This is a genomic window from Erwinia sp. Leaf53 (genome assembly GCF_001422605.1).
In the GTDB taxonomy this organism is placed as follows: Bacteria; Pseudomonadota; Gammaproteobacteria; order Enterobacterales; family Enterobacteriaceae; genus Erwinia.
Map to the genome: position 1 here is coordinate 455,803 of NZ_LMLK01000022.1, position 14,454 is coordinate 470,256.

Consider the following 14,454-nt stretch of genomic DNA (forward strand, 5'->3'; position numbering starts at 1 on the left):
CATTAATAAGGATAATTATGTCTTCAGCTTATGCCCGTTTAACCCATACCTTCCTGCGCCTGTCGCGCTTTGGCCATCTTTCCGCCATCGCCGGCTGGGATATGCAAACCATGATGCCCGCCGGCGGCAGCCGCGCGCGCGGTGAAGCGCTGGCCGAACTGAGCGTGCTGCGCCATGAGATCCTCACCGCGCCGCAGGTGGGCGAGTGGCTGCAGCAGGCGCAGCAGGAAGAGCTGGACGACGTGGAGCGCGCCGACCTGCACGAGATGCAGCGCAACTGGCAGCAGGCCTCGCTGCTGCCCGCCAGCCTGGTGGAGGCCAAAGCGCTGGCCGGTTCCCGCTGTGAACACGCCTGGCGGCAGCAGCGCCCGGCCAACGACTGGCAGGGCTTTGCCGCCAACCTGCAGGAGGTGGTTAAGCTCAGCCGCGAAGAAGCGGAGATCCGCGCCCAGGCCAACGGCTGCTCGCGCTACGATGCGCTGCTCGACCTGTATGAGCCGGGCATGACCAGCGCCATGCTGGACCGCACCTTCGGCGACCTGAAACAGTGGCTGCCGGACCTGCTGCAGCGGGTGGTGGATAAACAGGCTACTGAGCAGGTGCAGCGCCCGGATGGCCCCTTCCCGCAGGCCGCCCAGCAGCAGCTGGGGCTGGCGGTGATGAAGCTGCTGGGCTTTGATTTTAACGCCGGGCGGCTGGATATCAGCGCCCACCCGTTCTGCGGCGGCGTGCCGGAAGATGTGCGCATCACCACCCGTTATAACGAGGCGGAGTTTATCAGCGCGATGATGGGGGTGATCCATGAAACCGGCCACGCCCGCTACGAACAGAACCTGCCAAAACAGTGGGCCGGGCGTCCGGTGGCGCTGGCGCGCTCCACCGCCATCCACGAATCGCAGAGCCTGTTCTTTGAGAAACAGCTGGGGCGCAGCCCGGCGTTCCTCAGCCTGGTGCAGCCGCTGGCGGTACAGCTGCTGGGCGACCAGCCGGCGCTGGCGGCAGACAACTTTATTGCGCTGAACCAGCGGGTGAAACCGGGGCTGATCCGCGTGGATGCCGATGAGGTGAGCTACCCGGCCCATGTGATCCTGCGCTATGAGATCGAACGTGCGCTGGTAGCCGGTGAGATCGAGGTGGAGGATATTCCGGCGCTGTGGCAGGAGAAAATGCAGGCGCTGCTGGGGCTGGACACCCGCGGCGACTTCCGCAACGGCTGTATGCAGGATATTCACTGGACCGACGGTGCCTTTGGTTACTTCCCGACCTATACGCTGGGGGCGATGTACGCCGCGCAGCTGTTCCAGGCGCTGCAGCGTGCGCTGCCGCAGGTCAATGAGATGATCCGCCAGGGCGAACTGCAGCCGGTATTTGACTGGCTGCAGCAGAATATCTGGCAGCACGGCAGCCGCTTCAGCACCCGTCAGCTGATCGAGAACGCCACCGGCGAAGACCTTAACCCGGCGCACTTCCGTAAGCACCTTGAGCAGCGTTATCTGTAACTGAGCTGCAGGCAGGCAGCCTGTGCTGTCTGCCTCCTTACCCTTCACCGGCTGCTGCACCTCCGGGCTCCTCTCCGCTCTCCTGACCCGACTTACCGGTTGCTGTTTTCTGCCTGCCGCATCGTGCTGAGTGCATCCGTTCAGGCCACCAGCCCCGCTCAATTTTTCACTGTCCTGACATTCTCTTAACGCCCTTTGGCCACGTTGTACATTAGGTTACACGCCGATACCAATCACTCACGGAAAGCCAACACGCCATCCCTTATAGTCTTCTCACCGGCCCCGCAGTGGGCTGACATATGAACTAAACACTTGAGGGTTTTGCGATGAAAAAATTATTTGCTCTGGTTGTAGCCGCTGCAATGGGTATCTCTTCAGTTGCTTTCGCTGCTGAAACCACCGCCGCGCCGGCCACCACCACTCCGGCTGCTGCCACTACCGCTGCTCCGGCCGCTGCTCCAGCGAAAGCAGCCGTTAAGCACCATAAAGCCCACAAGAAAACCGCGGTACAGAAAGCCCAGGCCGCTAAAAAGCATCACAAAGCCAAGAAAGTCGCCGCACAGAAAGCGCAGGCTGCTAAGAAGCACCACAAAGCCGCGGCTAAACCAGCGCAGAAAGCGCAGGCTGCTAAAAAACACCACAAAGCGGTAAAACCTGCTCAGAAAGCGCAGGCGGCTAAGAAGCACCACAAAGCCGCGGCTAAGCCAGCACAGAAAGCCCAGGCCGCTAAAAAACACCACAAAGCAGTAAAACCTGCTCAGAAAGCGCAGGCGGCTAAGAAGCACCACAAAGCCGCGGCTAAACCAGCTCAGAAAGCCCAGGCTGCTAAAAAACACCACAAAGCGAAAAAATCTGCTCCAAAAGCGTAAGTCTGACTGAGGGGTGAATCGCTCACCCCGGCTGAATGTCTCACTCAAACACCCGGATTTTCCGGGTGTTTTTTTAAGGAGTTTCGAATGATGGGCCGACGCTACTTGTTCGAAATTATTCTGGGGTTGATGATCCTGTGCGGAATTATTGCTGCCAGCTTCTACCTGTAATCCCCGTAGCACGCTGATATATCAAAATAATCTCCCCTTTTTAACGCGTTGCGTCTATAGTTATTACACCCGCGTTATCACTTGTTGAATCCCTTCCAGCCTGAGAACAATATGCGCCTGACCGCTGTGCTATTAATGGGTTGCTTCGCTGTTTCATTTACCACCCATGCCGATGACGATGCCCGCAGTAACAATGAAACCAAAACGCTGTTTTTTGGCCATGACGATCGTCAGGAAGTGAGCAATCCGGGCGCTGCGCCCTGGGATGCGATTGGCCAGCTGGAGACCGAAAGCGGCAACCTGTGCAGCGCGACGCTGATCGCCCCGCACCTGGCGCTGACCGCCGGCCACTGTCTGCTGGCCCCGCCGGGCAAGCCCGATCCCGCCGTGGCGCTGCGCTTTATCACCGGCGGCAAGCGCGGCTGGCGCTATGAGATCCACGATATCGAAGGCCGCGTCGATCCGGCGCTGGGCAAAAAGCTGAAGGCCGACGGTGACGGGTGGATCGTGCCGGCCTCCGCCGCGCCCTACGATTTCGGCCTGATCGTGCTGCGCAATCCCCCTTCCGGCATTACGCCGGTGCCGCTGTTTAGCGGCACGCGCAGCGAGTTAACCGCCGCGCTTAAGGCCAGCAGCCGTAAAGTCACCCAGGCGGGCTACCCGGAAGATCATCTGGACAACCTCTATTCGCACAGCGACTGCCTGGTCACCGGCTGGGCGCAGAAAAACGTGCTGTCGCACCAGTGCGACACCCTGCCCGGCGACAGCGGATCGCCGCTGCTGTTAAAGGTTAACGGTGAATGGCAGCTGATCGCGGTACAGAGTTCGGCCCCGGCGGCGAAAGACCGCTACCTGGCGGATAACCGCGCGATTGCGGTGACGGCGTTTCGGGATAGTCTGGAGGCGCTGGCGCAGCAGTGAATTCTGCATGCCCGGCCCGACAGGGCCCTCTTCCAGCATGCATCCCGCCTGACATTATGTTGCACCCAGCCGTAAAAAACTTACCCGCAGGCCATAATAAAAAAGGCTCTCCGTTTTATCGGAGAGCCTTCAAAAAGCGCTTGTGGTGCCTGACTCCATCAGAGCCCTGAAAAGGCGGGTTTCCCCGCCTCCAGGTTGCTACTTACCGGATTTGCAGGCCATTGACGCTGCCACCTCCCTGATCCCGTCCTTGTAGCGTACCTCGCATAGCGATTTTCGCGTCAGACCGGTGAATATCAATAGTGTTACGCACACAATTAACAGGCACCAGATCAAGGTACTGCGTGGCAGTTTCATGGCCGTCTTCTCCTTGCCTTGCGGCTGGTAAGAGGCTATCCTGATGTTGTTCATGCATACAGGGGCCTCGGGGTTAATGAAAATTAACTTCGGGGCTTTTCTGCTTTCTGCCTCACAACAAATCAGCACTGCTACCAACGGCTATGAGGCAAAAGCCTCAAGCGCCGCAACTATTATACCTCGTTCAGTTCTGCGCTTAATGAAGTGGCGGTTAGTAAAAAATCCAAAAATCGAATGACATCATTTAGCCACCAGTCAGATTAATCAGCCTTTACTGCCCGGCAAAACCAGGTTGCCGGACGATATTTTTCGACGTATAAACTGGCTAAAAAATGGCCCAGCACAGATGCAGAGCCGATTCGGGGCCGTTGCGCGTTATGCTTCTACCTGCTCCATCGCCTGCAGAATACGCTTCTCCGAAATCGGGTACGGCGTGCCCAGCTGCTGGGCGAAGAAGCTGACGCGCAGCTCTTCAATCATCCAGCGGATCTCCTGCACGTCAGCATCGTCGCGGCGCTGCTGCGGCAGCTTGTTAAACCACTGGCTCCACGCTTTCTGTACAGAATCGACCTTGAGCATGCGCGCGCGGTCGCTGTGCGGGTCGACCGCCAGCTTCTCCATCCGGCGTTCAATGGCCTGCAGATAGCGCAGCGTATCCGGCAGGCGCTTCCAGCCGTTGCCGGTGACAAAACCGCGATAGACCAGCCCGGACATCTGCGCTTTGATGTCGGAGAGCGCCAGCGCCATCGACATATCCACCCGCCCCTTCAGCCGCTTGTTGATGTTGAACACCGCAGTGAGGATCTGCTCAACCAGTTTAGCGATGTCGACCACGGTGTCGTTCAGTTCGGCGCGCACCTTGTCGTGCAGCCGCGTGTGGCCCGCTTCCTGCCAGCTCGGGCCGCCGTTTTCAGCGATCAGCTTGTCGACGCCGCAGGCAATGCAGTCGTCGATCAGGTCCAGCACCTTGCCGTATGGGTTAAAGTAGAGGCCGAGCTTGGCCTTGTTCGGCAGTTTCTCGTGCAGATATTTGATCGGCGACGGGATGTTGAGCAGCAGCAGTCGCCGCTGGCCGCGCCACATTGCCTTCTGCTGTTCGTGCTGCGAGTCAAACAGGCGGATCGCCACGCTGTCATTTTCGTCCACCAGCGCCGGCCACGCCTTCACGCTGTAGCTGCCGCGCTTCTGCTCAAAGTGATCCGGCAGATTGCCAAAGCTCCAGATATGCAGCCCGCTCTGCTCCAGCCCGTCGTCGGCAACCTTCGACAGCGTCTCCTGTACTTTGCCCTTCAGGCTGGCCTTCAGCGCCGGCAGATCTTTGCCTTCCGCCAGCTTGCGGTTGTTTTCGTCCACCACGCGGAAGGTGATTTTCAGGTGATCGGGCACCTGATCCCACTGCCAGGCCTCGCGGTCGAGGGTGACGCCGGACATGCGGCGGAACTCGCGCTCCAGCGACTCCAGCAGCGGCAGCGCCAGCGGCGTGGCGCGGCCGAGGAAGGCGTCGGCGTAGTTAGGGGCCGGCACAAAGTTACGGCGTAACGGCTTCGGCAGCGATTTAATCAGCGCAATCACCAGCTCGCGGCGGATGCCGGGGATCTGCCACTCAAAGCCCTTTTCCTCCACCTGGTTGAGCAGCGGCAGCGGCACGTGCACGGTGACGCCGTCGGCGTCGGCCCCCGGTTCAAACTGGTAGCTGAGGCGCAGCTTAAGATTGCCCTGCTGCCAGAAGTTCGGGTAATCGAGCTTGCTGACGTTTTCCGCACCGTCGCGGATCAGCATCTCGCGGGCAAAGCTCAGCTGTTCCGGGTCCTCACGGCCGGCGATTTTCCACCACTGGTCAAAGTGGCGGGCGGAGACCACCTCATGGCCGATGCGCTGGTCGTAAAAGCCAAACAGCGTCTCATCGTCGACGAGGATATCGCGGCGGCGCGACTTGTGCTCCAGCTCTTCCACCTCCTCGCGCAGCTTAAGGTTGGCCTTAAAGAAGGCGTGGCGGGTCTGCCAGTCGCCCTCCACCAGCGCGTGGCGGATAAACAGCTCGCGTGACAACACCGGGTCAATCTGACCGTAGTTGACCTTACGCGCCGCGACGATCGGCAGGCCGTACAGCGTTACCTTCTCTGTCGCCATCACCGCGCCCTGCGCTTTTTCCCAGTGCGGTTCGCTGTAGCTGCGCTTGATCAGGTGCTGTGCCAGCGGCTCAATCCACTCCGGCTCGATGCGTGCGGCAATGCGCCCCCACAGGCGGCTGGTCTCCACCAGTTCGGCGACCATCGTCCACTTCGGCGGCTTTTTAAACAGGCCGGAGCCGGGGAACAGCGCAAAACGGGCGTTGCGCGCGCCGGTAAACTCCTGCTTCTCCGCGTCCTTCTGGCCGATATGCGACAGCAGGCCGGTCAGCAGCGCGCAGTGTACCTCGCGGAACGGCGCCGGTTCGCTGTTGACCGGCATCCCCAGCTCCCGCACCACCTGGCGCAGCTGGGTGTAGATATCCTGCCATTCGCGCACGCGCAGGTAGTTGAGGAAGTCCAGCTTGCACTGGCGGCGGAACTGGCTTGAAGAGAGTTCGGCCTGCTGCTCCTTAAGGTAGTTCCACAGGTTAACGTAAGCGGTAAAGTCCGAGTCTTTATCGGCAAAGCGGCGGTGCTTCTCGTCCGAGGCCTGCTGGCGGTCGGACGGGCGTTCGCGCGGGTCCTGAATTGACAGCGCGGCGGTAATAATCATCACCTCGCGCACGCAGCCAAAGCGCTGCGCTTCCAGCACCATTTTTGCCAGCCGCGGATCCACCGGCAGTTGCGCCAGCGAACGCCCGGAGGCGGTCAGCTTATAGTGACCGACGTCGTTGACGGTCAGCGCCCCCAGCTCTTCGAGCAGCCGCACGCCGTCCTGGATATTGCGTTTATCCGGCGCTTCGACAAACGGAAACGCGGCGATGTCACCGAGGCCAAGCGCGGTCATCTGCAGGATCACCGACGCAAGGTTGGTGCGCAGGATCTCCGGGTCGGTAAACGCCGGGCGGCTGAGGAAGTCGTCCTCGGCGTAGAGACGAATACAGATCCCTTCCGACACGCGGCCGCAGCGGCCCTTACGCTGGTTGGCCGAGGCCTGCGACACCGGCTCGATCGGCAGGCGCTGCACCTTGGTGCGGAAGCTGTAGCGGCTGATGCGCGCGGTGCCGGGGTCGATGACGTACTTAATGCCCGGCACGGTCAGCGAGGTTTCCGCCACGTTGGTCGCCAGCACGATGCGCCGCCCGCTGTGCGACTGGAACACGCGGTTCTGTTCGGCGTTAGAGAGGCGCGCGTAGAGCGGCAGGATCTCGGTATTGCGCAGGTTGCGTTTGGTCAGCGCGTCGGCGGTGTCGCGGATTTCCCGTTCGCCGCTCATAAAGATCAGAATATCGCCGGGGCTCTCGTCGCCCAGCTCATCCACCGCGTCGAAGATCGCCTGCAGCTGGTCGCGCTCGCTGTCGTCGGCGTCATCCACCACCGGGCGGTAGCGTACTTCCACCGGATAGGTGCGTCCGGAGACTTCAATCACCGGCGCGTTATTAAAGTGGCGCGAGAAGCGCTGCGGATCGATGGTCGCCGAGGTGATAATCACCTTCAGATCCGGACGGCGCGGCAGCAGTTCACGCAGGTAGCCGAGCAGGAAGTCGATGTTCAGGCTGCGTTCGTGCGCCTCATCGATAATGATGGTGTCGTACTGCATCAGCAGGCGATCCTGCTGGATCTCCGCCAGCAGGATGCCGTCGGTCATCAGCTTGACCTGGCTGGTCTCGCCGACCTGATCGTTAAAACGCACCTTATAGCCAACGCAGCCGCCGAGACTGGTTTCCAGCTCGCTGGCAATACGGTCGGCGACGGTGCGCGCCGCCAGCCGGCGCGGCTGGGTGTGACCGATCAGGCCGCGCAGGCCGCGGCCCAGTTCGAGGCAGATTTTCGGCAGCTGGGTGGTTTTACCCGAGCCGGTTTCACCGGCGACGATCACCACCTGGTGGTCGCGGATCGCTTCGGCAATCGCCTGCTTCTTCTGGCTGACCGGCAGGTTTTCGGGATAGCGGATGGTCGGGGTGGCGGCGCGGCGCGTGGCGATACGCTGCTCGGCGCTGGCGATCTCACCCTCCAGTTCGCCCAGCAGCGCCTGCAGCGCGGCCGGATTGCTGATTTTTTTCGCACCGTGCAGGCGCTTTTGCAGCCGCTGGCCGTCGCGCAGCATCAGCGCCGGCAGGCGGTCAAACAGCGGGGTCAGAACAGATTGTGGTTTCTCAGACATAGGGTTTCTAACTCACGCGGTGCCGCCGGGCGGCAGCCGGATTGATCCTGGCAATAAAAAATTTTTCGTATGGTAGCACAGACAACCACTTAGCGCAGAAGCGGCGCTGATACTCTTATTCAGATTTTTCGAATATAGACATCGAAAACTCGCACTTACACATTTCGCCAACAGGCAGTAAAGTGTCTGACATTCGGCGGCAGGCAGTCGCTTCTAATAACAGGAAAACAGTCCCATGAGCAAAGTACTCGTTCTGAAATCAAGCATCCTCGCCGGTTACTCTCAGTCTGGCCAGCTGGCCGACCATCTGGTTTCAGAGTGGCAGTCTGCTCATCCGGGCGACGACGTAACCGTGCGTGACCTGGCCGCGAACCCGATCCCGGTGCTGGACGGTGAACTGGTCGGCGCGCTGCGTCCGTCCGACGTGGCCCTGACCCCGCGTCAGCAGGAAGCGCTGGCGCTCTCTGACGCGCTGATCGAAGAGCTGCAGGCGCACGACACCATCGTGATCGCCGCGCCAATGTACAACTTCAACATCCCTACCCAGCTGAAAAACTATTTCGATCTGGTTGCCCGTGCGGGTGTCACCTTCCGTTACACCGAAAACGGTCCGGAAGGCCTGGTGAAAAATAAGAAAGTGGTGGTGCTGACCAGCCGTGGCGGTATTCATAAAGATACCCCTAACGACCTGCTGACCCCGTACCTGACCATCTTCCTCGGCTTCCTCGGCATGACCGACGTGCAGTTCGTGTTTGCTGAAGGCATCGGTTACGGCCCGGAAGTCGCTGCTAAAGCCGCCAGCGATGCGAAAGACGCGATCTCCCAGCTGGTGACCGCGTAACGACTCCCTCGCCTGACCTGCTCAGGCGAATCACGGCGGTGCTGACAAGTGCCGCCGTCTGCCTGTTCTGCCCGATCTCACTTTTGCAGCCACTGACCGTTAATTCCACGCACGTACTCACCGGCCTTAGCCCGTGATACCAGCTTCTGCCCGGCGATACTCGCCACGTCCCGCGTGGTCAGATTATTCTGCTCTGCCAGCCGCGCATACTCGCGCTGCCGTCCGTCGTTTATCCGCGCCACCAGCGCCTGGGTCTCCGCATCGTTTGCTATCGCCGCCAGATAGCCGCCCAGCGTTTCACCGACTAAACCCTGCGACCGCGCCTGGTCGAGGGTTAAGGCGGCCAGCGCCGGAGCCGCGGCCAGCAGCAGCGCCGCCAGCAGTACGCTTTTCACGCCACATCGCGCCGCCATCAGAACAGCCCGCTCTGATTTTTCAGCAGCGCCTCCACGTCTTTATCCACGCGAATGTGGATCTCATGTTCGATCTTCACGTTCATATTGATGGTGATCGGTTCTTTCGGCGCCGCCACCTCAATGCGCGGCACGCAGCCGCTTAGCAGCAGCCCGGCGCAGGCCAGCAGCAGGTTAGTTTGCATTGTCATTACGTTTTTCCTTCTGCGTCGGCAGCGTGGCGTTGTCTTCCACCCAGGACTGCAGATTATCGCCAAAGCGCAGACTGCGCCAGAGCTGGAACAGGTTTTCCTGCTGAGTGTAGTTCAGCGCAACCCGCTGATCTTTATCACTGAAGCGGCTGGTGCCATCAACCTTAGCGGTCAGCGTCATCAGGCCAAGGTTATCGATATCGAGCGTGGCCCACGAGCGGGTCACCTGCATATAGCGCAGCCAGTCAATCGCCGCCCCGGCGGCCATATTGTTGCTGCTGATGGCATCCGCGATCTGTTTATCCATGCGCACGGTGATTTCGCCGCTGTTGGCCACCCAGCCCTCCTTCACCAGCCACCGCGAGTTATTCAGCCACAGCGGCAGCGCGGCGTTGATCCGACCGGAAAGCGCAATCTGCTTCAGCTTAATGGCGCTGACCAGCTCGGAAAGGCTGAGCTGGCGCAGCCGGACCGTGGCGGCTTCGGTTTGCGGCAGTTGCAGCCTGGCGAGGCTGAGCTGGCCGCCGAGCAGATCGAGGCTGACGTTACTCAGGCGCAGCGGGCGCGCCGTGCTCCACGGATACCAGCCCTGCAGGTCGGCGGTGACGTTTTCCAGCATAAACTGGTTGGCAATCTGCTTAATGCGCAGCGCCACCGGGCCATGGGTGCCAAAGTACCAGCGGTGCGACGCCAGGCGGAACGGCAGCGAGAAATCGACGCCGTGAAATTCATTGTCCGGCAGGCGCAGTTCGCCGTTGCCCACCAGCAGATGACCACCGGCCTCCAGCCCCTGATCGGCGGCGGCCGAAAAGGCCACCTGCGCCTTGAGCGTGCCGCTCTGGATCGCCAGCTTGAGGTCCGGTGCCAGCAGCGGCTGGAACACCCGCAGCGACTGCTCCGGCCACCACATCTGGCCGCGCAGGCGCGCGCCGTCCCAGCGGCCACGTACCTGCAGTGGGCCGATCTGCTGTGCCTGCAGCGCTCCCTGATAAAGGAAATCAGCCGGATCGCGCCCCTTCACCGTCAGGGTTAACGTTGACGGCGGCAGGAAGCCGCCGGCGCTGAAGCGTGTCTCACCCGATTTGAGGCTCAGCGCGCCGCCAAACGCCGCGCGGTGTTCGTCGCGTTGCCAGAGGATCGGTTGCGTGAGGGTCAGGCGCGGCGCAGCCATGCTGACGCTGCCGTAGCTCAGCCGGTCAAAACCGGTGGAGAGCGAATCAAGCGCGATCAGGGTATCCTGCCAGCGCCCGCGTCCGCTGACGTCCCATTTCGCCGCCAGCGGCGTCAGCCGCCCTTCGCCCCAGTAGCCCCAGCCCCATTCGCCCTTATCCGGCCAGAAGTCTCGGGCGCGGCCGTCCAGATGCAGCCGGAAGCGCCCCAGCTCGCCGTTGTGCGCGCTGAGGATCGCCTGCAGGCGGCCGCTGATGCCGCTGGCGGCAAGGGTCACCCCGGCTAACGGCCAGCGCGCTTCGTCCACCTCCAGCGTATCCAGCAGCCGCCCTTTCATGCGCAGCAGCGCCCCCGGCTGCAGTTGCAGAACCGGATTGAGGAGCGGACCGCGCAGCTCGCCCGGCAGGCGGGCAAAGAACTGCAGCTGCGCCAGTTTACTGTCGCCGGTCAGCCGCAGCGGCAGCCGGCTGTCGGTGACGTCAAGACGGCCCGGGCCGACGTTGAGCACCACGTTGCCCTTACCGCCGCGCCCGGCGGTCAGCAGGTTGAGCCGCCCGGCAATCTGCGTGGCGGCCAGCCCCTGTTGCCAGCCGTCAGCGGTCAGCGTGATGCCGCCGGAGAGCGGCTGAGCGGCGTACGGCCACTGCCACTGCCCCTGCTTCAGCGTAAGGGTTTGCGGTGAAATCTGCCACGGCAGCGTCAGCAGCGGCGCAGGCTGATTTTCCGCCACCACCCGCAACGTGCCCTGCTGCTGCTGCCAGTTCAGCTCGAGCCGCAGCGGGTCGGGGATGGCGTCGAGCCGCAGCGCTCCGTGCAACGCGCCGGCCTGTGGCAGGTCGCCCGGCAGGCGCGGCAGCGTCAGCTCGCCGCTTACCGCCACCGGCCGGGCAACGCCGGGTGCCTGCAGGCTCAGGCTGCGCAGCGTCAGCTGCTGCTGGTTCAGCTCGGCCTCTAGCGCGATATTTTTTCCCTGGTAGTGCAGACGCTGGCGTTGCGGGTCGAGATCCAGCGCCAGCTCACCGGCCCAGTCGGCCCACGGCAGCAGGGTTAAGCGGCCAAGGGTGACGCGGGCGGCGGGCAGCATCTGCTGCCATTCGGCCAGCGTGCGCGGGGCATCTGACGCGGGGCCGGACTCAAGGCGCGAGGCGCAGGCGCTGTCAATCTGCAGCCGGTCCGCAGACGCCTGCCAGCGGCCCGCTGCGTAACGCAGGGCGACGTTGCTGACCACCGCCAGCTCACAGTCGCCGGCGTAATAGTGCACGCCGGGCAACACCAGCGCGCCGTGATGCAGGCGCGGGTTGCCGTCAAGGGCGATAGCGGTATCGGCGGGCAGCCAGACGCCGGCCAGCCGCGGCAGCCACTGGGTGACGCTGAGCAGCAGGCCGACGATCAGCAGAACGACGGCCATTAGCGCGGCCAGCGCTCTTTTCCATCGGCGGGTCATGGCAAAAAACATCCTGTTAATCCCTGAAATAATGCTAAATGATGGCACGGAAAAGCGCCCAGGGTGAAATTATTCCCGGCAGAAATGCCGCAGCAGATCCTTTTTACCGGCTCCGGCGTCACGCCGCTCTCGCTGTCAGCGCATTAATTGTTACACTGAAGCCATTCACTTCGCGCAGTCAGGGAAAGAAAAAATGAAACTTGCGGTATACAGCACCAAGCAATATGACCGGAAATACCTGGAGCAGGTCAACGCCGGTTACGGTTTTGAACTGGAGTTTTTCGACTTCCTGCTCAGCGAACGCACGGCGAAAAACGCCGCCGGCTGCACGGCGGTCTGTATTTTTGTTAACGACGACGGCAGCCGTAAGGTGCTGGAGGAGCTGGCCGCGCTGGGGGTGAAGTTTATCGCCCTGCGCTGCGCCGGTTTCAACAACGTCGACCTGGACGCCGCCCGCGAGCTCGGCCTGCAGGTGGTGCGCGTGCCGGCCTACTCGCCGGAGGCGGTGGCGGAACACGCGGTGGGGCTGATGATGACCCTGAACCGCCGCATTCATCGCGCCTACCAGCGCACCCGCGACGCCAACTTCTCGCTGGACGGGCTGATCGGCTTTAACATGCACGGCCGCACCGCCGGGGTGATCGGCACCGGCAAGATCGGCATTGCCACCCTGCGCATCCTGAAAGGTTTTGGCATGCGCCTGCTGGTCAGCGACCCGTATCCGAGCCCGCAGGCGCTGGACCTGGGCGCGGAGTACGTTGATATCAACACCCTGCTGACCGAGTCCGACGTGGTCAGCCTGCACTGCCCGCTGACGCCGGAAAACTACCACCTGCTCAACGCCGAAGCCTTCGCGCGGATGAAGGACGGCGTGATGGTGATCAACACCAGCCGCGGTGGCTTAATCGACTCGCAGGCGGCGATTGACGCGCTGAAACAGGGCAAGATTGGCGCGCTGGGGATGGACGTGTATGAGAATGAACGCGATCTGTTCTTTGAAGATAAGTCGAACGACGTGATTCAGGATGATATCTTCCGCCGCCTGTCCGCCTGCCACAACGTGCTGTTTACCGGCCATCAGGCGTTTCTTACCGCCGAAGCGCTGACCAGCATCTCACAGACCACGCTACAGAATCTGAGCCAGCTGGATCAAGGCGAGACCTGCGCCAATCAGCTCTGAAAGGGGGAACATCACTGACGGCTTAACGCCGTCTCTGAATCAACCTGCGCTCACTGCGACCTGCCGTACTTAAACGGTCCAGGTTCGCAGGTTGCGCCGGTCAACGTTGAATCAAAGAGAGCATCTGAGACGGCCCGCACGCGTCCGTGGAACTAAGCGTGCGCAGGAGCCGTCAGTGAAACTCAACGCACAGGTGCCGTGAGGGGAGCTTAGCGTGCGCAGGTGCCGTTAAGCAGCGCGCTTTCACCGCAGCGGCGGCCGTTGGTCAGCTGACACATGCCCACCGAACTGCCGTCGAGCTGGCGTGACAGCGCCAGGGTGCCGCCGGCGTTCTCGCAGTTACTGGCGGCCAGATCGGCCATCGCCACCCGAGCCGGAACGTGAGCTGCCGTGGCCTGCTGCGGCGGTTCGTTATCGCTGCTGCTGCAGGCGGACAACAGCAGGACGGCCGTTGTCAGAAGAAGTTTCGCGGCTTTCATGGTCGATCTCCGGTTCGGAAGGCGGTAAGGGCTCAACGAGAATAGGCTACCTTCCGCAGCAGGTCGATAGCTGTCACGTTTTTTTACAAAATCAAAAGTGGGCAATTGGCAATAGGCAGCGCTCTCAATTTCAGAGGCGTTGGACAACGACGTCAGCGGGTCGGATTAAAAACGGCAAATTTCGTAAAAATACGATAGCCTGAAATGCTTGTGGCGCTGCCAGGCTGCTGTGCCAGACTGGCTGGCGAAAAAACGCGGCGATGGTCAGCCCATCGCTTATCTGAAGAGAAAAGGAACCGTTATGACCGATAAGCAGGTATTAATTATTGCCACCCTGACTGCCAAAGCTGGTAAAGGTGACGAACTGGCGAAAGTGCTGCAGGCCTGCGTAGGGCCAAGCCACGCCGAGGCAGGCAACGTGCATTACGATCTCTACCGCAGCGAAGCCAACCCGGACGCGTTCCTGTTCCATGAGACCTGGAAGAGCGCGGCGGCCGTGGCCGAACACGAGCAGCAGCCGCACTACCTGGCGCTGCAGCAGGGCGCGGCACCGCTGCTGGCGGCAGCACCGGTGGTCAGCAAGATTTCTGTTTAAGCATCTGGTTGATCCCAATATTACCGCACGCTGTTAACGCGGGCGGTAA

The 14,454-nt window shown here is 61.6% G+C and carries 13 protein-coding genes and 1 pseudogene; 7 read left to right on the forward strand and 7 right to left on the reverse strand.

Annotated features, from left to right (window positions below; translation table 11 throughout):
* Positions 1 to 17 precede the first annotated feature (17 nt).
* From ASF13_RS15850 to ASF13_RS15860, 3 genes are all read left to right on the forward strand, one after another.
* Positions 18 to 1,499, forward strand: a complete 1,482-nt coding sequence (locus tag ASF13_RS15850) for a carboxypeptidase M32 (RefSeq protein WP_056238167.1) — start codon at positions 18 to 20, stop codon at positions 1,497 to 1,499.
* A gap of 326 nt (positions 1,500 to 1,825) precedes the next feature.
* Entirely contained in the window at positions 1,826 to 2,368 is a 543-nt protein-coding gene (gene asr, locus ASF13_RS23680) for an acid resistance repetitive basic protein Asr (RefSeq protein ID WP_072166398.1), read from the forward strand.
* A 282-nt stretch (positions 2,369 to 2,650) separates the two neighbouring features.
* On the forward strand, positions 2,651 to 3,460 hold the full coding sequence (locus ASF13_RS15860; protein WP_056238170.1) for a serine protease: 810 nt from the start codon (positions 2,651 to 2,653) through the stop codon (positions 3,458 to 3,460).
* Between the two features lie 198 nt (positions 3,461 to 3,658).
* Here ASF13_RS15860 and ASF13_RS15865 read toward each other — a convergent pair whose 3' ends face one another.
* On the reverse strand, positions 3,659 to 3,784 hold the full coding sequence (locus ASF13_RS15865) for a type I toxin-antitoxin system Hok family toxin (protein ID WP_304437885.1): 126 nt from the start codon (positions 3,782 to 3,784) through the stop codon (positions 3,659 to 3,661).
* A pseudogene (locus ASF13_RS25000) lies at positions 3,726 to 3,875 on the reverse strand (DUF5431 family protein); the annotation flags it as partial. The gene ASF13_RS15865 and the pseudogene ASF13_RS25000, both read right to left, overlap by 59 nt.
* Positions 3,876 to 3,893: 18 nt before the next feature.
* On the opposite strand from ASF13_RS25000, the gene ASF13_RS24415 reads away from it, so the two are divergent.
* Positions 3,894 to 4,055: a hypothetical protein gene (locus ASF13_RS24415; protein WP_156365605.1), complete on the forward strand. Its 162-nt coding sequence runs from the start codon at positions 3,894 to 3,896 to the stop codon at positions 4,053 to 4,055.
* Between the two features lie 137 nt (positions 4,056 to 4,192).
* On the opposite strand, the gene hrpA is transcribed toward ASF13_RS24415, so the two are convergent.
* Positions 4,193 to 8,092, reverse strand: coding sequence for an ATP-dependent RNA helicase HrpA (gene hrpA / locus ASF13_RS15870; protein ID WP_056238173.1), 3,900 nt, complete (start codon positions 8,090 to 8,092; stop codon positions 4,193 to 4,195).
* A gap of 235 nt (positions 8,093 to 8,327) precedes the next feature.
* On the opposite strand from hrpA, the gene ASF13_RS15875 reads away from it, so the two are divergent.
* Positions 8,328 to 8,933, forward strand: coding sequence for an FMN-dependent NADH-azoreductase (locus ASF13_RS15875; RefSeq protein ID WP_056238176.1), 606 nt, complete (start codon positions 8,328 to 8,330; stop codon positions 8,931 to 8,933).
* Between the two features lie 77 nt (positions 8,934 to 9,010).
* On the opposite strand, the gene ASF13_RS15880 is transcribed toward ASF13_RS15875, so the two are convergent.
* The 3 genes from ASF13_RS15880 to ASF13_RS15890 are packed head-to-tail and all read right to left on the reverse strand — an operon-like array spanning position 9,011 to position 12,151.
* A complete protein-coding gene (locus ASF13_RS15880; RefSeq protein ID WP_056238183.1) occupies positions 9,011 to 9,346 on the reverse strand; it encodes a YdbL family protein in 336 nt (111 codons plus the stop codon).
* Positions 9,346 to 9,537 (reverse strand): YnbE family lipoprotein, encoded by a 192-nt coding sequence (locus tag ASF13_RS15885; protein ID WP_056238186.1) that lies wholly within the window; start codon positions 9,535 to 9,537, stop codon positions 9,346 to 9,348. Before ASF13_RS15885 ends, ASF13_RS15880 begins: the two co-directional genes overlap by 1 nt.
* Entirely contained in the window at positions 9,521 to 12,151 is a 2,631-nt protein-coding gene (locus tag ASF13_RS15890) for a YdbH family protein (RefSeq protein ID WP_056238494.1), read from the reverse strand. Before ASF13_RS15890 ends, ASF13_RS15885 begins: the two co-directional genes overlap by 17 nt.
* Before the next feature lie 193 nt (positions 12,152 to 12,344).
* Here ASF13_RS15890 and ASF13_RS15895 point away from each other — a divergent pair, with 193 nt between their 5' ends.
* Positions 12,345 to 13,331 carry a 2-hydroxyacid dehydrogenase gene (locus ASF13_RS15895; RefSeq protein ID WP_056238190.1) on the forward strand — a complete coding sequence of 329 codons (987 nt, stop codon included), beginning with the start codon at positions 12,345 to 12,347 and terminating at the stop codon, positions 13,329 to 13,331.
* A 209-nt stretch (positions 13,332 to 13,540) separates the two neighbouring features.
* Here the strand turns inward: ASF13_RS15895 and ASF13_RS15900 are convergent, their stop codons facing one another.
* The gene (locus ASF13_RS15900) at positions 13,541 to 13,810 is read right to left on the reverse strand and encodes a DUF333 domain-containing protein (protein WP_056238191.1); all 270 of its coding nucleotides are present in this window, start codon (positions 13,808 to 13,810) and stop codon (positions 13,541 to 13,543) included.
* Between the two features lie 301 nt (positions 13,811 to 14,111).
* Between ASF13_RS15900 and ASF13_RS15905 the strand changes: the two genes are divergently transcribed.
* On the forward strand, positions 14,112 to 14,405 hold the full coding sequence (locus ASF13_RS15905) for a putative quinol monooxygenase (protein WP_056238196.1): 294 nt from the start codon (positions 14,112 to 14,114) through the stop codon (positions 14,403 to 14,405).
* Positions 14,406 to 14,454 lie beyond the last annotated feature (49 nt).

Coding starts and splice junctions, on each gene's coding strand:
- ASF13_RS15890 (WP_056238494.1), bottom strand. CDS start 12,151: ATGACCCGCCGATGGAAAAGAGCGCTGGCCGCGCTAATGGCCGTCGTT.
- ASF13_RS15860 (WP_056238170.1), top strand. CDS start 2,651: ATGCGCCTGACCGCTGTGCTATTAATGGGTTGCTTCGCTGTTTCATTT.
- ASF13_RS15900 (WP_056238191.1), bottom strand. CDS start 13,810: ATGAAAGCCGCGAAACTTCTTCTGACAACGGCCGTCCTGCTGTTGTCC.
- ASF13_RS15885 (WP_056238186.1), bottom strand. CDS start 9,537: ATGACAATGCAAACTAACCTGCTGCTGGCCTGCGCCGGGCTGCTGCTA.
- ASF13_RS24415 (WP_156365605.1), top strand. CDS start 3,894: ATGAAAATTAACTTCGGGGCTTTTCTGCTTTCTGCCTCACAACAAATC.
- hrpA (WP_056238173.1), bottom strand. CDS start 8,092: ATGTCTGAGAAACCACAATCTGTTCTGACCCCGCTGTTTGACCGCCTG.
- ASF13_RS15875 (WP_056238176.1), top strand. CDS start 8,328: ATGAGCAAAGTACTCGTTCTGAAATCAAGCATCCTCGCCGGTTACTCT.
- ASF13_RS15905 (WP_056238196.1), top strand. CDS start 14,112: ATGACCGATAAGCAGGTATTAATTATTGCCACCCTGACTGCCAAAGCT.
- ASF13_RS15895 (WP_056238190.1), top strand. CDS start 12,345: ATGAAACTTGCGGTATACAGCACCAAGCAATATGACCGGAAATACCTG.
- ASF13_RS15850 (WP_056238167.1), top strand. CDS start 18: ATGTCTTCAGCTTATGCCCGTTTAACCCATACCTTCCTGCGCCTGTCG.
- ASF13_RS15880 (WP_056238183.1), bottom strand. CDS start 9,346: ATGGCGGCGCGATGTGGCGTGAAAAGCGTACTGCTGGCGGCGCTGCTG.
- asr (WP_072166398.1), top strand. CDS start 1,826: ATGAAAAAATTATTTGCTCTGGTTGTAGCCGCTGCAATGGGTATCTCT.